This is a genomic window from Paraglaciecola sp. MB-3u-78 (assembly GCF_002835935.1).
Lineage (GTDB): Bacteria > Pseudomonadota > Gammaproteobacteria > Enterobacterales > Alteromonadaceae > Paraglaciecola.
In genome coordinates this window covers 106,435-132,744 of the sequence record NZ_PJCF01000003.1, presented here as the reverse complement: position 1 = coordinate 132,744, position 26,310 = coordinate 106,435, and the positions used below count along the sequence as shown (strand labels likewise).

At 41.5% G+C, this 26,310-nt stretch carries 24 protein-coding genes; 15 read left to right on the top strand and 9 right to left on the bottom strand.

Features of this window, described 5'->3' with window-relative positions:
- Nucleotides 1-10: 10 nt before the first annotated feature.
- Together mlaE and CXF95_RS04430 are read right to left on the bottom strand one after the other, a co-directional pair.
- Nucleotides 11-790: a lipid asymmetry maintenance ABC transporter permease subunit MlaE gene (gene mlaE / locus CXF95_RS04435; protein ID WP_101197573.1), complete on the bottom strand. Its 780-nt coding sequence runs from the start codon at nt 788-790 to the stop codon at nt 11-13.
- On the bottom strand, nt 787-1,587 hold the full coding sequence (locus CXF95_RS04430) for an ATP-binding cassette domain-containing protein (protein ID WP_101197572.1): 801 nt from the start codon (nt 1,585-1,587) through the stop codon (nt 787-789). The genes mlaE and CXF95_RS04430 overlap by 4 nt, the downstream gene beginning before the upstream one ends.
- Nucleotides 1,588-2,013: 426 nt before the next feature.
- Between CXF95_RS04430 and CXF95_RS04425 the strand changes: the two genes are divergently transcribed.
- From CXF95_RS04425 to CXF95_RS04375, 11 genes are all read left to right on the top strand, one after another.
- The gene (locus tag CXF95_RS04425; RefSeq protein WP_101197571.1) at nt 2,014-2,970 is read left to right on the top strand and encodes a calcium/sodium antiporter; all 957 of its coding nucleotides are present in this window, start codon (nt 2,014-2,016) and stop codon (nt 2,968-2,970) included.
- A 34-nt stretch (nt 2,971-3,004) separates the two neighbouring features.
- A complete protein-coding gene (locus tag CXF95_RS04420; RefSeq protein WP_101197952.1) occupies nt 3,005-3,964 on the top strand; it encodes a KpsF/GutQ family sugar-phosphate isomerase in 960 nt (319 codons plus the stop codon).
- Nucleotides 3,964-4,518, top strand: coding sequence for a 3-deoxy-manno-octulosonate-8-phosphatase KdsC (gene kdsC, locus CXF95_RS04415; RefSeq protein WP_101197570.1), 555 nt, complete (start codon nt 3,964-3,966; stop codon nt 4,516-4,518). The genes CXF95_RS04420 and kdsC overlap by 1 nt, the downstream gene beginning before the upstream one ends.
- On the top strand, nt 4,515-5,081 hold the full coding sequence (lptC, locus tag CXF95_RS04410; protein WP_101197569.1) for an LPS export ABC transporter periplasmic protein LptC: 567 nt from the start codon (nt 4,515-4,517) through the stop codon (nt 5,079-5,081). Before kdsC ends, lptC begins: the two co-directional genes overlap by 4 nt.
- Nucleotides 5,044-5,592: a lipopolysaccharide transport periplasmic protein LptA gene (gene lptA / locus CXF95_RS04405; RefSeq protein WP_101197568.1), complete on the top strand. Its 549-nt coding sequence runs from the start codon at nt 5,044-5,046 to the stop codon at nt 5,590-5,592. Before lptC ends, lptA begins: the two co-directional genes overlap by 38 nt.
- Complete coding sequence (gene lptB, locus CXF95_RS04400; protein ID WP_101197567.1) at nt 5,592-6,317, top strand: LPS export ABC transporter ATP-binding protein; 726 nt, start codon at nt 5,592-5,594, stop codon at nt 6,315-6,317. Before lptA ends, lptB begins: the two co-directional genes overlap by 1 nt.
- A 179-nt stretch (nt 6,318-6,496) precedes the next feature.
- A complete protein-coding gene (locus CXF95_RS04395; RefSeq protein WP_101197566.1) occupies nt 6,497-7,990 on the top strand; it encodes an RNA polymerase factor sigma-54 in 1,494 nt (497 codons plus the stop codon).
- A gap of 25 nt (nt 7,991-8,015) precedes the next feature.
- Complete coding sequence (gene hpf / locus CXF95_RS04390; protein ID WP_101197565.1) at nt 8,016-8,303, top strand: ribosome hibernation promoting factor; 288 nt, start codon at nt 8,016-8,018, stop codon at nt 8,301-8,303.
- 34 nt (nt 8,304-8,337) lie between these two features.
- On the top strand, nt 8,338-8,781 hold the full coding sequence (ptsN, locus tag CXF95_RS04385) for a PTS IIA-like nitrogen regulatory protein PtsN (RefSeq protein ID WP_101197564.1): 444 nt from the start codon (nt 8,338-8,340) through the stop codon (nt 8,779-8,781).
- Nucleotides 8,782-9,624, top strand: a complete 843-nt coding sequence (gene rapZ / locus CXF95_RS04380; protein ID WP_101197563.1) for an RNase adapter RapZ — start codon at nt 8,782-8,784, stop codon at nt 9,622-9,624. It abuts the gene before it with no gap.
- Nucleotides 9,624-9,899 (top strand): HPr family phosphocarrier protein, encoded by a 276-nt coding sequence (locus CXF95_RS04375; protein ID WP_101197562.1) that lies wholly within the window; start codon nt 9,624-9,626, stop codon nt 9,897-9,899. Before rapZ ends, CXF95_RS04375 begins: the two co-directional genes overlap by 1 nt.
- A gap of 282 nt (nt 9,900-10,181) precedes the next feature.
- On the opposite strand, the gene CXF95_RS04370 is transcribed toward CXF95_RS04375, so the two are convergent.
- A complete protein-coding gene (locus tag CXF95_RS04370) occupies nt 10,182-10,700 on the bottom strand; it encodes a hypothetical protein (RefSeq protein WP_101197561.1) in 519 nt (172 codons plus the stop codon).
- Nucleotides 10,701-11,132, bottom strand: coding sequence for a phage tail protein (locus CXF95_RS04365; protein ID WP_101197560.1), 432 nt, complete (start codon nt 11,130-11,132; stop codon nt 10,701-10,703). It abuts the gene before it with no gap.
- Nucleotides 11,133-11,322: 190 nt separating this feature from the next.
- On the opposite strand from CXF95_RS04365, the gene mgtE reads away from it, so the two are divergent.
- A complete protein-coding gene (gene mgtE / locus CXF95_RS04360) occupies nt 11,323-12,678 on the top strand; it encodes a magnesium transporter (RefSeq protein ID WP_101197559.1) in 1,356 nt (451 codons plus the stop codon).
- Between the two features lie 6 nt (nt 12,679-12,684).
- The gene (locus CXF95_RS04355; RefSeq protein ID WP_369809291.1) at nt 12,685-13,554 is read left to right on the top strand and encodes a DMT family transporter; all 870 of its coding nucleotides are present in this window, start codon (nt 12,685-12,687) and stop codon (nt 13,552-13,554) included.
- Between the two features lie 277 nt (nt 13,555-13,831).
- Here the strand turns inward: CXF95_RS04355 and galK are convergent, their stop codons facing one another.
- The 3 genes from galK to arcB all read right to left on the bottom strand — a co-directional run bounded on the left by galK (nt 13,832) and on the right by arcB (nt 18,564).
- Nucleotides 13,832-15,007 carry a galactokinase gene (gene galK / locus CXF95_RS04350; protein ID WP_101197557.1) on the bottom strand — a complete coding sequence of 392 codons (1,176 nt, stop codon included), beginning with the start codon at nt 15,005-15,007 and terminating at the stop codon, nt 13,832-13,834.
- A gap of 6 nt (nt 15,008-15,013) precedes the next feature.
- On the bottom strand, nt 15,014-16,063 hold the full coding sequence (locus CXF95_RS04345) for a UDP-glucose--hexose-1-phosphate uridylyltransferase (protein ID WP_101197556.1): 1,050 nt from the start codon (nt 16,061-16,063) through the stop codon (nt 15,014-15,016).
- Nucleotides 16,064-16,206: 143 nt separating this feature from the next.
- Nucleotides 16,207-18,564 (bottom strand): aerobic respiration two-component sensor histidine kinase ArcB, encoded by a 2,358-nt coding sequence (gene arcB / locus CXF95_RS04340; protein WP_101197555.1) that lies wholly within the window; start codon nt 18,562-18,564, stop codon nt 16,207-16,209.
- A 548-nt stretch (nt 18,565-19,112) separates the two neighbouring features.
- Between arcB and gltB the strand changes: the two genes are divergently transcribed.
- Both gltB and CXF95_RS04325 read left to right on the top strand, forming a co-directional pair.
- Nucleotides 19,113-23,579 (top strand): glutamate synthase large subunit, encoded by a 4,467-nt coding sequence (gene gltB, locus CXF95_RS04330; protein ID WP_101197553.1) that lies wholly within the window; start codon nt 19,113-19,115, stop codon nt 23,577-23,579.
- A gap of 10 nt (nt 23,580-23,589) precedes the next feature.
- Nucleotides 23,590-25,005: an FAD-dependent oxidoreductase gene (locus CXF95_RS04325; RefSeq protein WP_101197552.1), complete on the top strand. Its 1,416-nt coding sequence runs from the start codon at nt 23,590-23,592 to the stop codon at nt 25,003-25,005.
- A 395-nt stretch (nt 25,006-25,400) separates the two neighbouring features.
- Here the strand turns inward: CXF95_RS04325 and CXF95_RS04320 are convergent, their stop codons facing one another.
- On the bottom strand, nt 25,401-25,799 hold the full coding sequence (locus tag CXF95_RS04320; RefSeq protein WP_101197551.1) for a MarR family transcriptional regulator: 399 nt from the start codon (nt 25,797-25,799) through the stop codon (nt 25,401-25,403).
- On the bottom strand, nt 25,796-26,158 hold the full coding sequence (locus tag CXF95_RS04315) for a DUF6516 family protein (RefSeq protein ID WP_198556499.1): 363 nt from the start codon (nt 26,156-26,158) through the stop codon (nt 25,796-25,798). Before CXF95_RS04315 ends, CXF95_RS04320 begins: the two co-directional genes overlap by 4 nt.
- Nucleotides 26,159-26,310: the final 152 nt, after the last annotated feature.

Below are 26,310 nucleotides of genomic sequence, written 5' to 3'. Positions count from 1 at the left end.
CCCATTTCCTTTACTCAATTCCAAACATTAATGCAGTCAATATAAAATCTAGCCCAAGTACCGCTAACGAAGAAAATACGACCGTTTCTGTTGTTGCCTTACTTATTCCTTCAGAGGTAGGTATAGAATCATACCCTTTAAAAGTGGCGATCCAGGTAATCACAAAAGCAAACACTATGGTTTTTATAATACCGTTCACCACGTCCTTATTCCAATCCACTGTGGACTGCATAATAGACCAATAACTGCCTGAATCTACGCCTAACCAATCAACGCCAACTAAGTGCCCGCCCAAAATGCCAACTGCACTAAAAATGAGTGCAAGCATTGGCATGGATATAATCCCCGCCCAAAGGCGCGGAGCAATCACTCTACGGAGAGGATCAACCGCCATCATTTCTAAACTGCTGAGTTGTTCCGTCGCTTTCATTAAACCAATTTCAGCTGTCAGTGCCGAACCTGCCCTTCCAGCAAATAATAAAGCGGTAACCACTGGGCCTAACTCTCTTAATAATGATAAGGCAACCATAGGCCCAAGGCTGCCTTCAGCACCATAATCCACCAAAATGGTATACCCTTGCAACGCCATTACCATGCCAATAAATAGGCCAGATATCACTATAATAAGTAATGACTGCACACCCACTATATGTATTTGCTTAATAGTCAGCGGTATCATTTTTAAAGGCTGAGGTTTAGCAATGATGGCTCCAAACAACATAAAAGTGGCGCGGCCAAACATTTCTAGACGGTTAAGGGTGTTCGCCCCTAAATTGATAAAAAATTTCATGATTCATTGCCCAAAAAAGCCTGGGCAGTACTACTGGCAGGGTAATGAAAAGGTACAGGACCATCTGCTTGGCCTTGCAAAAACTGTTGAACCAGCGGCGAGTCACTATTTTTAATTTGCTCTGGGGTCCCACTACCTATGACCCTCTGCTCTGCCAATATATAAATGTAATCTGCAATAGTTAAGACTTCAGTGACATCATGAGTTACTACAACACTAGTTAATTGCAAAGCGTCATTTAAGGCTTTGATCAATTTTACCAACACCCCCATTGAGATGGGATCTTGTCCTCCAAATGGCTCATCATACATAATCAGCTCTGGATCCAATGCAATAGCTCTTGCCAACGCTACTCGGCGAGCCATACCGCCAGATAATTCTGCAGGCATTAAATCTGCCGCACCTCTTAAACCTACAGCCTGCAATTTCAGCAGAACCAAGGTGTGAATGATCGATTCAGGTAATTTTGTGTGCTCCCTTAACGGAAATGCAATATTGTCGAACACTGTCATATCAGTAAATAACGCACCACTTTGAAATAACATGCTCATTTGTCTACGTACTTCATATAGACGATTACGACGCATGCCAGGAACAGACTCCCCTTTAAATTTAATATCACCTTTGTCAGGCACCAACTGTCCGCCCATCAGACGCAACATAGTTGTTTTTCCAATGCCACTGGGACCCATAATAGCGGTAGTCTTGCCTTTTTTAATCTGCAGTGAAATATCATCGTAAATAATTCGACCACTACGGCTAAAGGTTAGATTGTTAATTTCAATCAAATTTTCCATTAAGATAGGAACATTCCATTTTGGTTTATCGAGCTAAGTGTAAATAACAACCCAATTATAAGGCCGACTATTGTATTAGTTTTCTGCATAAAAGATCAAAGACAAAAAGTAACAAGGTATATTCGATTTAATACAACTATGACTGAATATCAGCTTAACATTTTCCATTGATAATAAGATTATTTGGTCTAGCTTGTTGCTTTCATAGCCTATACAAGTAAATCAAATACATTATACATACTTGCTTTCGTTACTGTTGATGCATATATCGATATAACGCATGTTTACATGTTGTTACTAGACCCATAGATCAGCAAGAAAGTTTCGAAACTAATTTATTCTAACATTCATATGCAAAGCCTTAGCTTTTTGAGACAATTGAAATTGATTATTTTTAATCCCTATTAAAACTAGAAGTGATATTTTGTGATTTTAGAAGCTTGTTATTTCCTGATTTGGCTTATTGTTTTGAGTTGGGGCGCAGATAGATTTGTATTTGGCGCATCAGTGTTAGCGAAAAACTTAGGTATATCGCCTATGATCATCGGCCTTACTATAGTAGCTATGGGGTCATCTGCACCAGAAATCATGGTAGCTGCCACGGCCTCGTTCAATGGCAACACTGATACCGCAGTGGGTAACGCTCTTGGTTCAAATATTACTAACATCGCTTTAGTGTTAGGAATAACTGCACTACTTAAACCTTTATCTATTGCATCAAGTACCCTTAAAAAAGAAATGCCAGTGTTATTGTTGGTAAGCCTTCTCGCTGTATATTTTTTGTCTGATTTTTTATTAATCAAAGTAGAAGGGATTATCTTAATCACTTTATTTTTTGCCGTTATAGGTGGGCTCACTTGGGTGTCTTTCAATATGGAAAAAGGCGATCCTTTACAACCCGAGACCGAAAATGAAATTCCTTCCGGCGTAGCAACTTCCAGAGCAGTTATGTGGTTAATAGTGGGTATGATACTGTTACCTACGAGCGCCTACTTTATGGTAGATTCTGCAGAAGTTATAGCCCGATACTTTGGTTTAAGTGAGTTAGTAATTGGTTTAACAATTATCGCCATTGGTACAAGTTTGCCAGAACTGGCGGCTTGCGTTGCAGGTGTGTTGAAAAACGAAGACGATTTAGCTTTGGGTAATATAATTGGCTCAAATATTTTTAATATTTTGGCAGTACTGGCGATGCCAGGTCTTATCGCACCAGGTGTGGTAGATGAAAATGCTGCAACACGCGACAGTTACGTAATGTTAGGGCTAACGATATTACTCATCGTATTTAGCTTTAATTTAAAAGGAAGCAGATGCATTAACCGAATAGAAGGTATGTGTCTAATAACTTGCTTCTGTGCTTACCAATTTATGTTATTTAATTAATATAGCGACCTTAAGAATCACACATGAACACACTATGATTAAACAATCTGCCTTAAGAGTATTGGAAATTGAACAGCGAGCCATCGCACAATTAGCTCAATATATTGATGACGCTTTTGTAGACGCTTGTCAGTTAATTTTATCTTGCAAGGGTAAAGTAATCGTTTGTGGAATGGGCAAATCAGGTCATATTGGTCATAAAATATCAGCCACCTTGGCTAGCACAGGCACTCCCGCATTTTTTATGCATCCTGCTGAAGCCAACCACGGTGATTTGGGAATGCTCACCAAACAAGATATTTTATTAGCCATTTCAAACTCAGGCGAAACTGCCGAATTATTAGCTCTGATCCCAGTGGTTAAACGCTTGGGTGTACCTATTATTGCTATGACATCGAATTCCCAAAGCACTCTTGGTAAATATGCAGACATTAACCTGTGCATCAAAGTTGAACAGGAGGCTTGTTCACTTGGCCTTGCTCCTACTTCAAGCACAACTGCCACCTTAGTGATGGGAGATGCACTCGCCGTTGCATTACTCGATGCACGAGGTTTTACTTCTGAAGATTTTGCCTTGTCTCACCCTGGCGGTACATTAGGTAGAAAACTCTTAATCAAATTAGAAGACGTGATGGTCAAAGAACAGTCTTTACCTTTGGTCTCAGGGCAACAAAATTTGCGGGAAGTGTTATTAGTTATTTCACAAAAAGCCTTAGGCATGGCTGGAGTGATAGATGACAATGGCAAGTTATTGGGAATTTTCACAGACGGTGATTTACGCAGAGTACTTGACGATAGAATAGATATACACAAAACTAAAATCCAAGAGATTATGACGCCCAACAGTATTACGGCTAAACCAGAAATGTTGGCTGCCGAAGTCCTTACACTCATGCAAAAACACAAAATAAGTTCGCTATTTGTGACCGATACTAATGGCAAACCAATAGGTGCTATCAATATGCAGTTACTGCTTCAAGCAGGGATTATATAATGTCTATGTTAGTCACTCCTTATGGACCGATTGATAAAAAACTATTAATCCAACTTAGACAAATAAAACTCTTAGCCTGCGATGTTGATGGCGTATTTTCCGACGGCCGAATTTACATGGGTCAAAATGGAGAGGAGCTTAAAGCATTTCATACTCGAGATGGCTACGGGGTCAAAGCATTACAAAAAATTGGTGTGCAAGTTGCGGTTATCACAGGGCGTAATTCAAATATGGTAGAACAGCGGATGACATCCTTAGGAGTCCAACATATTTATCAAGGTTGTGAAGACAAACAGCCCGCTTTACAAGCAATACAAAATAAAATGTCCGTTACCATGAGTGAGACTGCTGCAATAGGTGATGATATGCCTGATCTAGGAATGTTTAAGGTGTCGCAGTGCAATATATGTGTACAAGATGGTCACCCTATTTTAGCTGCGCAGGCGCATTATCAGACGCGAACTAAAGGTGGATTTGGTGCGGTGCGTGAACTATGTGATTTAATTCTTTTATCTCACGGACAGCTATATACTATTCAGAGCGCCAGCATATGAATCGCGTTACCCTATGTATTGTGGTGTTATTTGTATTAGCACTCGCCTTGAGTCTTCCTGGCTGGCTTTCTGAAGAAGAAGTAATGGTAGACTCACAAACAGAAGAGGCCTGGGTTCCTAATTACAAGGCAAGTAAGATGCGCAGCACCTTGTATGATAAATTGGGGCAGATAAATCATCAGGTTTTTGCCCAAAAAATGGAGAATTTTGATCTACTTGGGTTCACATTGTTCAAACAACCCAACTATTTGTTATTTGCTCAATCACTACACCCATGGAAAGTCGATGCCCAAGAAGGTACCTTGTATGAAGATCAACGTATTCAATTTGAAACCGATGTTGAAATTACCAGCCTTGATGAACAAGGTTATATACAGGTCATCCGTACCAATTTTGTCGAAGTAAACCTAGCTGAAAAGACCATGTATTCTGATCAGCCCGTCGAAATTATTGGCCCAAATTATGTGATAAACAGTAATGGCTTCACCGCTAGCTTAGAAACCCAAAGATATGAGTTATTAGACCATGTTAAAACCGTTTACCAACCCTCTGTTCCGCGCTAGTTTTTTAGCAACGTTATTATTTTCGGCTAATAGTGATGCTGGGAAAGATGATTTCACTAAAAAAATTGAACTGGCTTCCTTGTACCAAAATGCTGACGGCATTGCTAAAAGAGCAACTTATCAAGGCAATGTTGTTATCCTACAAGGCTCTTTAAAAGTCAGTGCAGAAGAATTAGAAATTGATGCCAGCAAGGGTGAAGGCAATGAAATATTTATCGCCACTGGTAACCCTGCTAGATATTCTCAACAACAAGAAGATGGCAGCATAGTCACTGCAAAGGCCGATAAGATTGAATATCATCGCCAAACCCGCTCTCTATCACTGGAGGGGAATGCTGAAATAAAACAAAACTCCAGTAGTGTGCAAGGCAAGTCGATCACATTTAATATGGAACTTGAACAAATCATAGCTCAAGGTAGCGATCAAGAGAGTGGCCGTGTTATTACCACATTCCAGCCTGTAACCAAACCTAAAGAACCTGCAACAGACCAACAGGATGAACAACCTTAATGGCCGTATTAAAAGCCACACATTTAGCTAAGTCTTATAAGTCGAGGCAAGTGGTACGAGATGTCAGCATTGAAGTATCGACTGGTCAAATAGTGGGTTTATTAGGGCCAAATGGCGCAGGTAAAACCACTACATTTTATATGATTGTTGGGCTAGTACCTTTAGATAAAGGTGACATTTATATTGATCAACAGAATCTTACACTGCAACCCATGCATGTGCGTGCTAGGCAAGGCATAGGTTATTTACCTCAAGAAGCGTCGATATTCAGAAAGCTAACCGTGTATCAAAATCTGATGGCGATTTTACAAACTCGTAAAGAATTATCCAAAGAACAGCGAGAACAGCAGGCCGACTCACTATTGGACGAATTTAATATCAGCCATATTCGCAATAGTTTAGGTATGAGCTTATCTGGCGGCGAACGCAGAAGAGTAGAAATTGCGCGGGCCTTGGCAGCTGATCCAGAGTTTATATTATTAGACGAACCCTTTGCTGGCGTTGATCCCATTTCAGTTAACGACATAAAAAAAATAATTCAACAATTACGGGATAGAGGTCTAGGCGTATTAATTACCGATCACAACGTGCGTGAAACTTTAGATGTATGTGAAAAGGCATATATAGTGAGCCATGGTGAGTTGATAGCATCTGGCACTTCGGAAGAAGTTTTAAGTGATCAACGTGTAAGAGATGTATACCTAGGTGAACAATTCAGGCTATAGTTAGGCTGAAGATTTATTAAATAATATTGGGATTTCAGCAAAGCTGTCAAGCAAGCGAACTTCATGAGTATTTAGTTTATATATGAATAAGCTGGTATAACTTCGACAACAGGCTGTGATTTCTAGAATGAAGAGTTTATCTCGGCTGATAACAACAACAGATTAGACATAAGAAGTTAATGAAACCCTCTTTACAGTTAAGATTTAGCCAACAACTTACAATGACCCCGCAGCTGCAACAAGCTATTAAGCTCTTGCAATTGTCTACTTTGGATTTACAAGCTGAAATCCAAGAAGCTCTAGATTCTAACCCTTTGTTAGAAGTAGACGAGTCAAATGACAGTGGTAGTGGCGAAAAAGCCCTTGAAACTAATCACAGTGCCGATAGTAAAGATAGCGAAAGCACTCAAGTTGAAGTGAATGCGGATAATGTCGATAGCGGCGAAGCCCTGCAAAAAAATGAGATACCAGAAGATTTACCCTTAGATAGTACTTGGGATGAATACTTAAGTGCTTCATCAGCACCGTCTTCTATGAGCAGCGCAGGCTCAGCAGGCGATGACGACCAAGTATTTCAAGGTGAAACCACAGACAACATTCAAGACCATTTGCTTTGGCAAATGCGTTTAACTCATTTTAGCGATACCGATATTGGTATCGCGATGGCCATTATTGACTCAATCGATGAAGCAGGTTATTTGACTATCAGCACCGAAGAAGTCCTAGCCAGTATGGATGACGAAGAGATTGAACTGGACGAAGTGGCAGTCGTACTAAAACGTATTCAGATGTTTGATCCTGTAGGCTCAGGGGCGCGCAGCGCCCAAGAATGTTTACTGATTCAGTTACGACAATTTGCGCCGGATACACCTTGGCTAGAGGAAGCCAAGATGCTGATCACTGATTACTGCGATCTGATTGGTAGTAAGGACTATCGTACTCTAATGCGTAAAACCCGTCTTAAAGAAGAAGAGTTACGGGAAGCCATGCGACTGTTGCAAACCCTTAATCCTAGGCCTGGTACCGCCATAGTCACAGGTGAATCGGAATACGTAATCCCTGATGTATCGGTTTCTAAGAAAAATGGCCGGTGGACAGTAGAACTTAACCCCGATAGCCTACCTAAACTCAATGTCAATCAGCAATATGCAGCGATGAGTAAAAGCGTTAAGAACTCTTCAGACAGTCAATTTATTCGTTCACATTTACAAGAAGCTAAGTGGTTTATTAAAAGTGTAGAAAGCCGCAACGAAACCCTTCTTAAAGTGTCTAATTGTATAGTGCAGCAACAAATGGGCTTTTTTGAACACGGTCCCGAAATGATGAGACCTATGGTGTTGAACGATGTCGCCGAAATGGTAGATATGCACGAATCCACTATTTCGCGAGTCACCACACAAAAATACATGCATACTCCAAGAGGCATTTTTGAGCTGAAATACTTCTTCTCTAGCCACGTAGCCACAGATGTAGGTGGAGAATGTTCATCAACCGCTATTAGGGCGTTGATTAAAAAATTAGTGGCAGCAGAAAAACCCAGTAAACCTTTAAGTGATAGCAAGATTGCACAAGTGTTGGCTGACCAAGGCATTATGGTGGCGCGGCGAACAATTGCAAAATACCGGGAGTCACTCATGATCCCACCATCTAACCAACGTAAGAGCCTGCTTTAGGCGAATTGAAGAAGGAAGAGGCGATATGCAAATTAACCTTACCGGTCATCATGTAGATATTACAGATTCTTTAAGAGACTACGTCGATACAAAATTTACTAAACTAGAACGACATTTTGATCATATAAATAATGTTCATGTGATTTTAAACGTGGAAAAGCTGAATCAAAAAGCTGAAGCCACTTTACACCTCAGTGGAACAGAGGTGTTTGCTACATCTGAACATTCAGATATGTATGCAGCAATAGATGCTTTAATCGATAAACTTGACCGACAAGTGATTAAGCACAAGGAAAAAGTTAAACGCCATTGATCGCGTCAACGATTAACCACAATTAGAATCCATAATGGAAATTAAAGATATTCTTCACCCTGACTGTACTTTATGTGCAGTTCAGGGCACCAGTAAAAAACGAATACTTGAACTCATCAGTCAAATTGCTAATCAATATATAATCGATATCGATCAAGCTACTATTCTGTATAGTCTTACATGCAGAGAAAAGATGGGCAGTACTGGTATTGGTAATGGCATTGCACTGCCACATGGTCGCCTACAAGATCTAGAAAATGTTATAGCGATTGTAGTGACCAGTGAAAACCCAATCGATTATGACGCCATAGACAATGCGCCAGTTGATATCTTTTTTGCTATTTTGGTACCCGAAGACAAAGCATCTGAACATTTAGGCACTTTGTCTGCTATTGCCACTAAACTAAACAATAAGGACACGTTGAGCCGAATGCGCAAAGCGAAAACAGATCAAGAATTATTTGAGGCACTAGGATAAATGAAACTGATCATTATTAGTGGGCGCTCTGGTTCAGGTAAATCGATAGTACTGCGCTCATTGGAAGACCTTGGATATTATTGCGTGGACAATATCCCAGTTAACCTTTTACCCACACTGACTCATACTGTTGTTGATGAATATGACCAAGTGGCCGTTAGTATCGATGTACGTAACTTACCAAAGGACCCTAATGAGCTAGTCGAAATTCTTGATTATCTTCCCTCCACTTGGAACATGACCATACTTTATCTAGATGCCAGCGATGATATGCTGATCAGACGTTTTAGCGAAACACGACGGTTGCATCCTTTATCCAAACAAAATAAATCGTTGTCTGATGCTATCCAAGCGGAGAGCCAATTACTCGCGCCTATTGCCGAACGTGCTGATTTATATATAGACACTGACCAACTATCGGTCCATCAACTTGCTGAATTAGTCCGTGAACGTATTTTAGGTAAAAAAAGCTCTAGACTGGTCTTGGTATTCGAATCCTTTGGTTTTAAACATGGCATACCAAAAGACGCCGATTATGTATTTGACGGCCGCTTTTTACCTAACCCTCATTGGGAACCCGACCTCAAACACTTAACAGGCTTAGATACACCGGTACAGATATTTTTGGGTTCACAACCGATAGTGACCAAGTTTATTTGGCAAATTCAAAACTTAATTTCCACATGGTTACCACATTTAGAGCGTAACAATCGCAGTTATGTCACAGTAGCTATTGGTTGCACAGGCGGCCAACATAGATCCGTTTATGTTGCCGAAATGCTAGCCAAAACGTTTAGCAACTCCCACCCCGATGTACAAATTCGCCACCGCGAACAAAACTGATGCCTCGCTTCGAAAAGACACTGGTTATCGTCAACAAATTAGGGCTTCACGCTAGAGCAGCCACCCAGCTTGTTCAGCTAACCAATAAATTTGATGCACAAATAACCCTACACCAAGGCGATAAGCAAGCCTCAGCCAACAGCGTATTAGGCTTAATGATGCTCGAAAGCCATCAAGGCAAAGAAGTGCGAGTAGTGACTGAAGGTAAAGATGCACAAGCGGCGTTAGATGCGGTTGAAACTTTAATCGTCACTAGGTTTAATGAGGAGGAGTAGCGATTTTTTGTTTGGTTTAAGCGAAAAACACGTTTCGCGTCATTGTCCTGATGGTCTTGTCATTTCCCCAAAGAATAAACCATTTTGAGCTGAAAATTTAAAGGCAAAAATATAGAATGCTTCGCATCATCTTTTCTTGAACTCCACGTCATCCGCTATCTGCTATTTGTAATCGTTAAGTAAGTGGTTCACCAACGCCACGTTTTGGCACAAAGCGCCAATAGTCAAAATAGCCCTGACTGTCTGCTATCTCAGTAATGACGACCTTCGAAGCAACCAAACCTAACGCTTCACACAAACATGCAAAAACCCATTTAACTCATAATGAATTTCCCCACAGTACAGGGGCTCTTGGCAGGTCTTGATGGCGTTAATGGAAAAATCCCGAAGGCTTGGTGCAATATCTCTAAATGACAATTCTACATTGCCGTCTTTTGGGTCACTGAGCTGTAATACCTTCAAGGTATCAAGGAAAACTAACACTGCACCGAGTAGTTTTTGTCGAAGCTCTTGGGTTTCTAGATAATCATCACTTATTAGGTCGATATGGATTGAGATATGACCCGGCCTCTCTTCGCGAAACCCTGTCAGTTTGCCTTCGGTGATAACCCGGCGCCCAGCATAAACACTACCAGTAACTTGGGCTGTTGCATCACAAAACTGGTTAAAGCGCAGGTAAATATGTGGCTTTGTAAAGCCTTTTTCATCTGATGATAGTTGTGGGCAACCCAGTACCACTCTGGCGCCTCTGCCAACAATACGCCGAATAAGCGTCGCGAGCTTTACCTCAGATTTAAGCATCTAACTTAACTCAATCCTTTCTACTGCAAGTTCGATTTCTTCAACTAGTGTTGCCTGGGACTTGGCATCGAGTTGCAAACTCTTCCATCTACAGGGCCAAGCTTCAAAGAAGTTGTAGCGATATTTTTCACTCATATCGTCGCCTAATACTATTACTGAACCACTTTTTCTTTCTAACGTTCCTTGCATCACAGATTTGTACCACTCCCAGAGTGCGTGAGTAGTCAATGCACCCTTGGTCAAAACAATATTTGAAAAGGTTGTTCGTCCGGGGCGTTTACGCACATTTGGATCGCCGCCATCGGCGTATTCAATGACTTCAGTACGACTCTCTAACCCGCTTACCTCTGCGAAATCACCCGCAGTAACACCCTCAATTTCTACCCGAAAACGGTTGCTTAAAAGATGATCATGTTCTCTACTATTTGGCATAATAATGTCCAGTTGATAAATAATTAGGCAAAGTATAGTCAAGCTTGTTTTATTTTCCTGCTCTACATATTTCACACGTTTAAAGTTAAATATGTACTGAACAACTCGTGGGCATAGATTAAACTAGTGTCGTAAAATCAAAGCATTACGTTTTAGGGCGTATTGACCTAATGAGTAAGTTATCTAAGCCATGCCAAATACCTTCGAAGCCAAAAGCAGTAACAACCAACTTCATGACATTAATGAAGCCTTAGGTAGCGGGCAAACTGAGCTAGCCAAAGAGATGTTGCTCCGGTTACAGCCCGGTGATCTTTCTTTGCTTTTAGAATCGAGCCGCAGCCGTAATCGCTTGGATATTTGGCAACTTATATCTCCAGATCTTTACAGCGACGTGCTCGAAGAACTATCTGATGATGTGCGTAATGGCATTATCAGAAATATGCTTCCCGAAAAGGTCGCCGATGCCCTAGAAGAGATGGACACCGATAACCTAGTTGATACATTGCGTGGCTTACCACAAGAAGTCGCTCAAGAACTATTGGCTGCCATGGAAGAGCAAGATCGGGCGCGTGCCGAGCTGGGATTGTCTTACGGTGAAGAAACAGCCGGTTTTATTATGAACACCGATGCTATTACGCTTCGGCCCGGCATTAATGTAGATGTGATCCTCCGATATTTACGCTTAAAAGGCGATATACCGGAGCACACAGACACCTTATATGTGGTGGACCGCAACGATAAATTAATGGGTGGTGTAGCGTTGACTCGGCTGATAACTGCCGCTGCTGATACACCCATAGAATCGTTAATTAAGGACTCTGAAGCCATTCCCGCAAACATGATGGATAACGAAGTAGCAAGTTTGTTTGAGCGATATAATTGGTTATCAGCCCCAGTAGTAGATGAAAACAATCAATTATTAGGTCGGATCACTATTGATGACGTAGTCGATATTATTCGTGAAGACGCAGAGCACTCAATGATGAGCATGGCCGGTTTAGATGATGAAGAAGATACCTTCGCGCCAGTCGTAAAAAGTACCCAGCGCCGTTCAATTTGGTTAGGTGTCAACTTGCTTACCGCTTTAATGGCAGCTGCCGTGAGTGACTTATTTGAAGCTACCTTAAGCCAACTTGCGGTGTTAGCAATACTCAACACCATAGTACCCAGCATGGGAGGGGTAGCAGGTAACCAGACCCTTACCTTAGTTATTCGTGGTATGGCTTTGGGTCATGTAAATTCAGCTAACGCCAGATGGCTGATTAGCAAAGAATTAGCCATCGGTTTTTTAAATGGTGTGATATGGTCTGTTTTGATTGCATCAGTGATTGCCATTTGGAAACAAGACTTAATGTTAGGCGCAGTTATCGCCTTTGCTATGCTGATCAATATGGTCGCCGCCGGATTAGCAGGAGCAAGTTTGCCCATCATAATGAAAAAATTAAAAATTGACCCTGCTTTAGCGGGCAGCGTGATTTTAACCACGATCACCGATGTAGTTGGAATATTTGCGTTTTTAGGCTCAGCTACTTGGCTACTGATATAAATGTCATTGAATACCCCTCAAGCGATTCTACTCACTCTCGTTTCACTCTTTGCTTTTGCTGCTAATTCGGTACTGTGTCGTTTAGCTCTTAGCATTGAACAAGTTCACCCAGCAGATTTCACTGCCATTCGGTTGTTATCAGCAGCGCTCACTTTGGCATTTATTGTCGCTGTAAAAAACACAACAAACCTCAGGAAAATAGGCAAATTAGGTAGTCATGCAGGTGCCATATATTTATTTATTTATGCTGCAGGGTTTTCCTATGCCTATGTGACGCTAGGCACCGCAACGGGTGCACTTATTTTGTTCGCTTGTGTGCAATTTACTATGTTACTTAAAGGTTGGTTAGCGGGTGTTAAAATGAGCAAGCAAGAGTGCGGAGGTATTGTTTTATCACTTCTTGGATTTCTCTACTTCATCTACCCAGAGCTAGAAAAACCCAGCTTAATAGGTTGTCTGCTAATGGGTTTGGCAGGGATAGCTTGGGCTATGTATAGTTTGATAGGGGCAAGATCAACTCAACCTCTTTTGGATACTGCAAGCAACTTTGTCCGGCTACTACCGATAGTCATCATCGCTTTAGTTTGGATCTACTTTACCACTGGGCTTCAGATAAGTTTACAAGGCTGGCTCTACACTATTGCCTCTGGTGCCTTGGCCTCAGGAGTCGGTTATGCAGTTTGGTATGCCGTGCTGCCACATTTAAAACCTAGCATAGCAGCAGTTAGTCAATTATCAGTTCCAATCTGGGCAGCGTTGGGCGGTGTGCTGCTAGTAGCTGAGCCCATTAGTTTACATCTCACTCTATCTGCCAGTGTGATACTAGGTGGGATTTTGTTGGTTATTTTGACAAAAGGCTCTATTCAGACAAAATAGTATATGCATAAAAGATGGCGGAGACTATTATGAATTTTTTATAATCGAGCCCTCGGTCGCTGAGTCATTCGACTCAAAACCACTAAATGAAGGTCTAAGTACTGCCTTCTCCTTTTTATCATTTAGAAAAGCTAAATTAGTACCTTACATACTTGTAAAGTACTCTGTTTAATCGCAGATATTAGGGGCGTCATTTCTCAAATTCTTCCATAACAAGGCACCCGCTTCTTATTGGTTTTGTTTAATTTTTTAAAGCAACTTGCTCAATAAAAAACAGTCAAAATTCACCTGCCCCATCACTGGCACTACAAATATAAATAGTTTCTTTATAACCCGTCTCGACTTGGTAACGCTCAACCAACAACTGCTTTGCACCATCCACCATGGAATGTGGCATTAGAGCAACCATACAGCCACCAAAGCCACCACCGGTCATACGCACGCCACCTTTATCGCCTAGATATTCAGTTAATATCTTTACGACAAAATCGATGGGCGGTACGGTGATTTCAAAATCATCACGCATAGAAATGTGGGACTCAGCCATCAATTTTGACAACTGCACCACATCATTTGTTCTAAGAGCTTGCGCCGCTAAAACGGTACGTTCACTGTCGGATACAACATGGTGAGCCCGTCGGTATACCACCTCAGGCAGTTTATCCTTGTTGTTTTGCAACTCAGTCAAGCTGATATCACGTAATGCGGTTAATCCCAAAATACGGGCGGCGGCTTCACATTGCAGGCGACGGGTGTTGTATTCACTATCCACTAAACCACGTTTCACATTGGAGTTGATGATTATCACCGCCAAGTTTTCTGGCATCGAAATCAGCTCTGCGTCTAATGAACGGCAATCTAATAATAAGGCGTTAAATTTAGAGCCACAGGCACTAACCATCTGATCCATGATCCCACACTGACAACCTACAAATTGATTTTCAGCTTCTTGGCCATTTAACGCCACTTCTGCTTTTGTCAGTGACAACTTATATAGACCACGAAATGTTTCGCCTATTACGACTTCCAAAGAGGCTGAAGAACTTAATCCTGCTCCTTGGGGCACATTGCCGGTAATAGCCAAATTGGCACCCTTGAATACATGACCTCTAAGTTGCAGGTGTTTGATAACACCACGTACATAATTACTCCATAATTGGGTAGCGTGGGCTTCGATTTCACAATCGAGTGAAAATTCATCTTGTTGGTTACTGTAATCTACGGCCACGACTTTAACCGTCATATCATTTCTAGGCGTCACTGCCACTAAGGTTTGATAATCAATAGCGCAAGGCAGCACAAAACCATCGTTGTAGTCTGTATGTTCACCTATTAGATTAACCCTGCCAGGTGCCTGAAAATGACGTGCGGGCGCTGCACCAAATGTCTGAGTAAATACCGAATTAAGTTCAGTTAACATACTTTGAGATATGTTAGATGTTTCGTTAGACATAAAATACTAGGCTCCAGTTGATTCGTTGTAATGAACATCACTGAGCGTCTGTAAACGCTGGGCCGCTTGTTCTGGTGTTAAATCTCGTTGTGGCTCTGCCATCATTTCATAACCCACCATAAATTTACGCACAGTGGCTGAGCGTAACAAAGGCGGATAGAAGTGAGCATGGACTTGCCAATGTTCAGTCGAATCTAGATTATTCGGTGCCCCGTGCCAGCCCATTGAGTAAGGGAAAGAACATTGAAACAAATTATCATAGCGACTTGTGAGCTTTTTGATCGCGATAGCCAAATCGGCTTTTTGCGCGGCATTAACATCAGTGAGTCTGGCACAAGCAAACTTAGGCATAAGCAAGGTTTCAAACGGCCAAGCGGCCCAATATGGCACTACCGCTATCCAATGTTCGGTTTCAACCACTGTTCGAGAGCTATCTGCCGATTCTCTTTGTGCATAATCTAACAATAGCGAACTAGCATGTTTTTCAAAATACGCTTTTTGACTCGCTTCAGCTTTCGCCACTTCATTAGGTATAAAGTCATTTGCCCAGACTTGTCCATGGGGATGCGGATTAGAGCAGCCCATAGCTGCCCCTTTGTTTTCAAATACTTGTACCCAAACATAATCTTTGGATAAGTCCGCGACTTGTTCTTGCCACGTATCAATCACCCCTTCTAAAGCAGGTAAAGATAATTCCGGTAAGGTTTTGTTGTGCTCAGGAGAAAAACAAATAACGCGACTGGTGCCTCTGGCCGCTTGTAAAGTAAACAAGTCATCATTCGATTGTTGTGCTGCAGGGGTGTCTTGCATTAATGCTGCGAAATCATTCGTAAATACAAAGGTCCCATCATACTCAGGGTTCACTTCTCCATTAATACGGGTGTTACCCGAACATAAGAAACACTCTGGGTCGTGGGGCACAGTATCAGCAAGCTGGGGGTTTTCCACTTGGCCTTGCCAAGGTCGTTTTGCTCTATGGGGTGAGACTAACACCCAATCTCCAGTTAAAGGATTACGACGACGGTGTGAGTGATCAACTGGATCAAATTTTGACATAACTTATATAACCTATGTGAACTGCCATTAGCTTAAATGGCGATTAATCAATGTATAACATCTAAAAACAAGCTAACAAAAATACCGTATCTTAATATTTGATAAATAGACTATCGATTGAGCAAGAGGCCGACTAAGCCTCTTTAGTCATCTATATCTTGCTGACCCAACCAATTTATTAATTTTTGCATATCTTGATTAGCAGCCTGATCTAATTGTTCTACCCAGTCATGCACATTTTGCCACCATGCAGGGTGATCACCTTGTTGGATTTCGTTAGCAATTTTTTGTACTCTGGTTAAGCCTACTGAGCTTGCGGCTCCTTTTATTTTGTGAGCTTGGGAGCACACTTCATCTTTTTCATCGGCACTTAAGTTCAGTTGTAAAATTTCCAAGTATTCAGGCATTTTTTCCTCAAATACTTTAACACTTGTACACACCATGTCGTGGCCTATAGTATCCACTAACATTTGTAACAATTCTAAATCGAGAACAGTGTTCATCAAGTCTTTTTTAGGCTCTGGAGCTGGTTGGTGAGGCACGCTAGGTTGCTCGCAGAACAGACTATTGAGCACTTCAATAATACGACTCTTTTTGACTGGCTTCGAGATAACTTCATCCATACCATTATCGAGAAATTCTTGATGTGTTTTAATCACATTTGCGGTCAACGCCACAATACTGGTTTGCTCTACCAAAGATTCTTCATGTAAAACATTTGCGACCTCAAATCCATTCATATCTGGTAATTGAATATCTAATAAAATCAAATCATATTGTTTGTCCCGGGCCATAGTAATGGCTTCATTACCTGTCATAGCTACGTCAACATGTTGTCCAAGTTTTTCCAACAATGCTTTGGCGACCATCGCATTTAACTCAATATCTTCTACCAACAATATTTGTAAACCTGTGACCTTTAATGTTTCAACTTGAATAGGCTTTTTGCTTATACCAAGGGGCAGGTCCACGGTAAAGCAAGTACCTTCACCTATCACGCTACTGACACTGATCTCACCGTTCATCAAAGACACCATTTGTTGACAGATAGCCAAACCAATGCCAGTGCCTGTAGCACTTTGATGTTCGGGTGAGTCAACTTGATAATACATAGCAAAAATTTTATCTAAATCTTGCTGAGGTATACCGACACCCGTATCACAGACCTTAAATGTGACCATGGATGTTTCAGAATCAATCTGTTCAGCTTTGACTTCTAATGACACGGTTCCTTTTTGTGTGAATTTGACTGCGTTGAATAATAAATTCCACAAAATTTGTCTTAAGCGAGTACCGTCCACTTCAACCAAAGCGGGTAAGGGCTCCTCTACATGCGCAGCAAAAGTAAGGTCTTTATCATCAGCTAACAGCTCTATAATACTGGCAAGCTCTTTAGTGAAATCTTTTATGGAAACTGTTTTTAGTGATAACTCAAGCCTGTCTCTGTCTAGCCTGTCCAAATCAATAATATCGTTAAATATATTACCAAGAGTAATACCACTGGCGTAAATCGTACTCACCCAAGCAAACTGCTCACTTGTCAGATCAGTATCACGTAACATTCTGCTTAGACCAACAATGCCATTAAGGGGCGTTCGCAACTCATGACTAATTGTGGCAATAAAAGCAGTTTTGTCTTTACTGGCTTTAGCCACCACATTCTCAGCCTGTTTACGCTCAGTGATATCCCGCCCAAAAGCAAGAATACCAAGGCGAGTATTGTCTGAGCTGTAGAATGGCACCTTACGCATTTCATAAAAGCGGCGGCGTCCATCAGCAAATCGCAACCATAGTTCTTCGGTAATACTGGCATTATTTTCGAGCACGTCTTGATCACTAGCAACCACTTGTCGGGCGAGTTCTTCGTCGTAAACTTGGTGGGGCGTTAAGCCAATCAACTCTTGTTCGGTTTTGCCAGTCATTTGTTCAGCAACACGATTGCAGCCGGCAAATTGCCCTTCTTGATTACGGTAATAGATTAAATCTGGAGAGGCATCGATAATCGAACGCAGTAAAGTAGATAGGCGTAATGCTTGTTGTTCTTTTTCAGATCTATCAGTGATTTCACGCTCGAGGTCAGTGAACACATTTTCTCGCTCTAACTGGGCATTTTTTCGCTGCTCAATTTCATGGTTGAGTTGCTTGATATTATTCTGCAGAGTGTGATTCAGTAACTCATCTTCCTTTCGCAATCGCTCTAACTCAGTAACCGCCTCTGCAAGACTCTCTCTGGAGCGCACCAACTGTTTAACTAGCTCGCTAAAAACCCATAATACCCAAGGCGCACTGAGTAAAGTCAGTACAATGGCAATTAAGAAGTCTTCAGTGTGAGCTTGGTCACTGAAAAACATTCTAAGAAAATAGGTGCCAGAGAAGGTGAATATTAAAGTCAAAATAACGAATAAAACACTTGTCTTTACTGCGCCAAAACGGTTGATAAGCTGAGCAATATTGATAGCCCATGGGTCAACTGAGGTCTTTTTTGTCGTCTTATTCGTCATAACGAGTGGGTCTCAAACATCTGTGGTTCTTGCCAATTCGCGACATGCTAGCAAGAATATTACAAGGATCAAAATACTAGCCCAGCATTAAACTGTAAATCTAAAGCTTCCAAAGACTATTTATTCATTTTATTTAAATATTAATTCAATGCGCACCAAGCTGTAAAATGAAAAAAACGCCTTTTTTTAACGTTTTAATAACAACTGGCACTGTTTTTAAGCTTTTATATATAGCTTATAACCAAGCCACAAAAAAATCGCACACCATTGAATTAAAAGAACTTTTGATACTTATTAGGGCCTTCGCCCTGAAAAATATAAAATACACCATATAAGAGAATTGATTTATAAAATAATCCTCGGTATTTTGTACGAACTGCTTAGTATAAATATTCGATACTTGACTGGTATCCTCAATAATAATCACGACCGGAAAATAAGTATCAGGGCATGAAGCCATCTCACGTTCATACACGTATTTAGATGTATGATTAGCAATAACAACATACAACACCCTGCCCAGTCGAAGGTTGAAGGAGTCTGCATTAATGAGTTTATATCATCCTAATGATTCAAAAGATAATTGTGGTTTTGGCCTCATCGCTCACACTAAAGGCGAGCCAAGTCATAAATTGGTCAGTACCGCAATTGAGGGGCTTGACCGCATGCAGCACCGTGGCGGTATCGCTGCTGATGGCAAAACAGGCGATGGTTGTGGTTTATTGCTGCAAAAACCCGACGCATTTTTTCGCAAAATAGCTGAACAGCAAAATTGGAAGCTAGGCAAAATGTACGGTGTTGGTGTGATTTTTCTTAACCAAGACCAAGCATTAGCTGACTTGGCCAAACAGGTCATCACTGAAGAGTTAGAAAAAGAGACGTTGGCTGTTGTTGGCTGGAGAGTTGTGCCTACAGATAACTCAGTCTTAGGTGATCTTGCGGCTTCGTGTGTGCCTCAAGTTGAACAAGTATTTGTTAATGGGCCATCAGGATGGCGCTCTCAAGATTTAGAACGCCGTTTATTTATGGCTCGCAGACGGGCAGAAAAACGTCTATCTAATGACGAAGATTTTTATATCGCAAGTTTGTCTAGTCTAGTCACAATATACAAAGGCCTAGTTATGGCCGGCGACTTACCTCGGTTTTATTTAGACTTAGCCGACGAAAACATGAAGTCAGCTATTTGTGTGTTTCATCAACGTTTTTCAACTAACACGTTGCCACGTTGGTCATTGGCTCAACCATTTCGATATTTGGCACACAATGGTGAAATTAATACCATCCGTGGTAACCGCGATTGGGCACAAGCCCGAACCGGTAAATTCAAAACACCTTTGTTACCTGATTTGGCCGATGCCGCACCTTTTGTGAATGAAGTGGGTTCTGACTCATCTTCATTAGACAATATGTTAGAGCTATTCTTAGCTGGCGGCATGGATTTATTCCGTGCAATGCGTCTATTAGTGCCACCTGCTTATCAAAACAACAAAACCATGGATGAAGATTTAAAGGCCTTTTACGAGTTCAACTCCATGCACATGGAACCTTGGGATGGCCCAGCAGGCATAGTATTGACTAATGGTCGCCATGCAGCGTGTAATCTTGACCGTAACGGACTTCGTCCCGCACGTTATGTCATAACTAAAGACGGATTGATTACTTTAGCTTCAGAAGTGGGTATTTGGGACTATAAGCAAGAGGATGTGATTGAAAAAGGTCGTGTCGGACCAGGCGAAATGTTAGCCATAGATACTGAGACGGGGAAATTGTGGCGCTCAAATGAAATAGATGATGATTTAAAAAGTCGACATCCATACAAAGAGTGGTTGGATAAAAGTATTCGGCGTTTAACACCCATTGAAGAATGTGATGCGCCTGAAATCGGCAAACGCATGTTCGATGATAATATGATGAATACTTATTTAAAACAGTTTAATTACAGTTATGAAGAACTTGAACAAGTAGTCAAGGTTTTAGCCAAAGATGGTCAAGAAGCAACAGGTTCGATGGGTGATGATACGCCTATGGCGGTTCTTTCTGGAAGAAGCCGCACTATTTACGATTATTTCAGGCAACAATTTGCTCAGGTAACGAATCCGCCTATTGATTCTTTACGTGAAAATCACGTGATGTCTCTGGCTACTTGTATTGGCCGCGAAAAGTCTGTGTTCACAGAAACATCAGGGTATGCTGATCGCGTATTGTTTGACTCACCTATCATGGTGTATACCGATCTTAAACAGTTACGTAACTACGATCCTGAACATTATTATTCTGAAGTAGTCGATCTTAATTTTCCACCAGAAGAAGGGCTTAAGGCAGCAATTAATCGAATATGTAATGAGGTAGAACACTTAGTCTCACACAAACGTGCTGCGTTTGTTATTTTATCAGACCGAGCCATTAAAACGTCACGCATACCTATACCAGCAGCCATGGCTGTGGGTGCAGTGCAGAAGCGGCTAGTAGACAAAGGCTTACGTTGCGATGCAAATATAGTAGTAGAGACAGCATCGGTCAGAGACTCACATCACTATGCGGTATTGATCGGTCTGGGTGCTACAGCAATATATCCATTCTTGGCATATGAAATTATTGAACAGATGTGTGAGTCTGGACATTTAGATATGACCCCAATGCAAGCGACTGTTAATTATCGTAAAGCGATAAACAAGGGCCTGTACAAAATTATGTCAAAGATGGGGATTTCAACTGTTGCTAGTTATCGCAGTTCGAAATTATTCGAAGCAATTGGTATTAACAGATCAGTAATGGACATGTGCTTCAAAGGCGTGCCAAGCCGTATTCAAGGTGCTGACTTTGAGGATTTCCAACAAGATCAAGTTAATTTAAATCGTGTCGCTTGGTTAAAACGTAAAAATGTAGACCACGGCGGGTTATTAAAATACGTACACGGCGGTGAATATCACTCTTACAACCCTGACGTAGTCACAACACTACAAAAAGCCGTGATAAGTGGTGATTACCAGGATTACCAAAAATTTAGCACCTTGGTAAATGAAAGACCAACTGCTTGTTTACGTGATTTATTGGCTTTATCACCTGATTCAGAAGCCATCTCGATTGATGAAGTTGAACCTGCAGAAAACTTATATCCACGCTTTGACACGGCAGCTATGTCAATTGGTTCTTTAAGTCCTGAAGCTCACGAGTCTTTAGCTATCGCTATGAACCGTTTAGGTGGTAATTCTAACTCGGGTGAAGGTGGCGAAGATCCAAAACGTTTTGGTAATGAACGTAACTCAAATATTAAACAAATCGCATCAGGTCGTTTTGGGGTAACACCGCACTATTTGGTCAATGCTAAAATCTTACAGATAAAGGTTGCACAGGGTGCTAAACCTGGTGAAGGTGGCCAATTACCGGGTGATAAGGTTAACAAGTATATTGCTGAACTACGTCATTCGGTTCCCGGAGTCACGCTAATATCTCCACCACCACATCATGACATTTATTCTATCGAAGATTTAGCTCAGCTAATTTTCGACTTGAAACAAGTGAACCCTGATGCGCTAATTTCAGTGAAGTTAGTGTCGGAGCCAGGTGTAGGTACTATCGCTTGTGGTGTTGCTAAAGCTTATGCCGATTTGATTACTATTTCGGGTTATGACGGCGGTACAGGTGCCAGTCCATTATCTTCAGTTAAATACGCAGGTAGCCCATGGGAATTAGGTCTTGCAGAAACTCAGCAAGCTTTAGTAAGCAATGGTTTACGCCATAAAGTACGAGTGCAAACAGATGGTGGTTTAAAAACCGGTTTAGATGTTGTTAAAGGTGCTATTTTGGGTGCGGAGAGCTTCGGTTTTGGTACTGGGCCAATGGTTGCTTTAGGCTGTAAATATTTACGTATTTGTCACTTGAATAATTGCGCGACAGGTATCGCTACACAAGATACGAACCTACGTGATAATTATTTCGCGGGTTTACCTAATATGGTAATGAACTACTTCAAATTTATTGCACAAGAAGTGCGTGAAATTATGGCATCAATGGGTGTACGTAAATTGGATGATCTGATTGGACGTACTGATTTATTAAAGATATTAAACGGCGTAACGGCTAAACAGAACAAGTTAGATCTCAGTCCTATTTTAGCTAAACCGTTAGCAGGCGACCACACTAAACTCTTTTGCAGTGAAGGCGCTAATTCACCTGCTGACAAAGGTGATTTAAATCAGTTGCTGTTAGCCGATTTAACAACAGCGGTGAAAAACAAAACCGGAGGAGTGTTTAATTATCCTATCCGCAATACTGACCGATCTGTTGGCGCTATTATCTCTGGTTTAATTGCCAAGCATCACGGTAATAAAGGCATGGACGAACATCCTATCAAACTTAACTTCACCGGCACTGCCGGACAGAGTTTTGGTGTCTGGAATGCTGGCGGTTTAGAAATGACCTTAGTGGGTGACGCAAACGATTACGTAGGTAAAGGTATGGCCGACGGTAAGCTGGTGATCCATCCGCCTAGAGGTGTTAGCTTTAAGTCAAATGAAAGTGTGATAGCAGGTAACACCTGTCTATATGGTGCAACTGGTGGTAAATTATTTGCTGCAGGGCTTGCTGGCGAACGCTTTGCAGTGCGTAACTCCGGTGCTATAGCCGTTGTTGAAGGCATAGGTGATAACGGTTGTGAATATATGACTGGCGGTATTGTGGCAGTGCTTGGACGCACTGGTGTAAACTTTGGCGCGGGTATGACCGGTGGTTTTGCTTATATTCTGGATGAAGAAAATGATATTGAGCATCGCGTAAATGGTGAATTAGTAGAGCTTATGTCTATCGAAGATAAAGTGATTTTGATGGAACACTTGCGAGGTTTAATTAATCAGCATTATGAAGCAACAGGCAGTGAACATGCTCACAAAATATTAAGCAACTTTGCCGCATATTTACCGAAATTCAGACTGGTTAAACCAAAAACCAGTGATGTTAAAAATTTACTTGGTCACATAAGTCGGTCTACTGCCGAACTACGTGTTCAAGTGCAATAAGGGGTATTTCATGTCTAAAAATGTATACCAATTTGTTGATGTAGAGCGTATTGATCCACCTAAAAAGCCCTCCATCCTCAGACGTGAAGAATTTGCTGAAATATATCAGCCCATGAGTGATACCCAAGTAGCAGGTCAAGCTGACCGTTGTCTTGATTGTGGTAACCCCTATTGTGAATGGAAATGCCCAGTGCATAACTTCATTCCACAATGGCTAAGCCTAGCAAATGAAGGCCGAATTTTTGAAGCTGCGGAATTATCGAGTAAAACCAATACATTACCTGAGGTATGTGGACGTGTATGCCCACAAGATAGATTGTGTGAAGGTGCCTGTACCCTAAATGATGATTTTGGTGCGGTGACTATCGGGAGTATTGAAAAATACATTACCGACACTGCCTTTAAACAAGGTTGGCGTCCGGATATGTCCAATGTTGTTAAAACCAACAAAAAAGTCGCGATTATTGGCGCAGGCCCAGCGGGATTAGGTTGTGCAGATATCCTAGTGCGTAACGGTGTAAAACCTGTTATTTTTGATAAATACGAAAAAATTGGTGGTTTATTAACGTTTGGCATTCCGTCTTTTAAGCTAGAAAAAGAAGTCATCGCACTGCGCCATGAAATCTTTGCTGAAATGGGTATGGAGTTTGTTCTAAATACCGAAATAGGCAAAGATATTCCTTTCGATGATTTATTAAAGGGTTACGACGCCGTTTTCCTAGGTATGGGTACTTACAAACCTATGCAAGGTGGTTTTGATAACGAAAAAGCACCAGGTGTATACGAAGCTCTGCCTTACCTTATTGCCAACGTTAATCGCCAATTAGGCCTAGAAAAGCTACCCGCTGACTTTATTGATATGAAAGACAAAAAAGTATTGGTGTTAGGTGGTGGTGATACCACTATGGACTGTGTCAGAACGGCCCTTCGCCAAGGTGCACCTGATGTTACTTGTGCTTATCGTCGTGATGAGGAGAGCATGCCAGGCTCACGCCGTGAAGTCGTTAACGCTCGTGAAGAAGGTGTGAATTTCAAGTTTAATCTTATGCCACTGGATATTGTGGTGGATGCAAACGGCCAAGCCATGGGTGTGAAGATGGTTAAGACCGAAATGGGTCAACCCGATGCCCAAGGCCGCCGCCGCCCAGTCATGATAGAAGGCTCTGAACACGTGCTTGAAGCTGACGCAGTAATCATTGCTTTTGGCTTCCAACCTAGTCCAGCTAGCTGGTTTGGCGATTACGGGATTATATTGGACGAGAAAGGCCGGGTACGCGCCCCGAAACATGGCAAGTTCGCATTCCAAACATCGAACCCTAAAATATTCTCTGGCGGAGATATGGTACGAGGCTCTGATTTAGTGGTGACTGCCATTGACGAAGGTCGCAACGCTGCTGAAGGTATATTGGATTATCTAGGCGTATAAGCGTTTAGATACATAAGGTAAATAGAAAGAAGGGGCTTGCGCCCCTTTTTTGATCTTAGGCGAAAAAAGTAAAAATATTTTAAACCACAGAGGACAAAGAGCGCTTCGCTACACAGAGGAACAGACTTCAAAATTCACTTTTCTTTTCCTCTGTGACCTCCTTTTCCTCGGTGGTGAGCAATCTTTTATTTCGTAATGGTCAGGATTTTCACCACTGAAAACACAGAGCGCTGCGCTACACAGAGGAACAGATTTCAAAATTCACTTTCTTTCCTCTGTGGCCTCGGCGCACTTATTGGAATCATTCAAGACCTATGTCAAAACGCTTCCTGCTGCTTTGTCCTCTGCAAATGCGACTTCAAAGTCAATTGGTCAATATTTGATGTAACAGCAAGTTATGCAGCTTGCTGTTGCAACTCTAATAATGCGTCTTCAATTTCCTGAGTAATGATAATCTCAAAATCGGTAAAGAGCGCTACAGGCTTTAAGTTTCTTCCTTCCCCTTTTTCGAGACGAACGAACCCCTTATCGCTCAGTGATTTTAAAGTATTTGAAAGGTTGGACTTTTTACGACCAGACAGTTCTGCTAGCGCAGAAACGCTGTCAGGACGTTCAGTATCGATTAGCCTTAATAGTGCTATATTGTCCGGGTTCAAAATTTGAGAGATAGCATTAAGGGAGGTATACCAAACCTTAGGCTCGTTTTCATGAGGTGTATACTTCCCCTGAACAATAGCCAGTACTCTTGTACGTATAAGTTCTTCAGACATGATGCCTATTCTTGCTTTCATCATTTTTTGCCCTCTATTGCTTCAATCGTTGTATCAATGCCACTAAAAAAATCATTCAACAAGGTTGCACAATCTTTAAATTCATAAGGTGTACCCATATCGATGGCTGACTTATGTACATGATCATAATCATACCGTTTTGCTGCGAAACCTTTCCTTTTAGCTGGCTTCACGGCATGAGCATTGTCTAACCCAAAAACACGCTTATTGTATGTGTTGTGCAGCGTGAGGTTATAGCGAATACCATGAGGTCTTTCCTTGGTTGGTTGCACTTCCCAAGCTTCTATTTTCCACCAATAAGCATCATCTCTATGAGCTTCTGTGCCGTGCAGCGCTAAAAGATTGTCTAAGCCGGTATCCAAATGACGCCTCATTTTTATGGTTATGACCAGACTATAACTATAGTTGACTTATTCGTCCAACAATAATCAGTTGTGGTAAAGAATTATTGACTCTATATTCACAATTGTTTTCTAGTGAAAGATTTGTTGCTGGTAATCACTCTAGACTAACT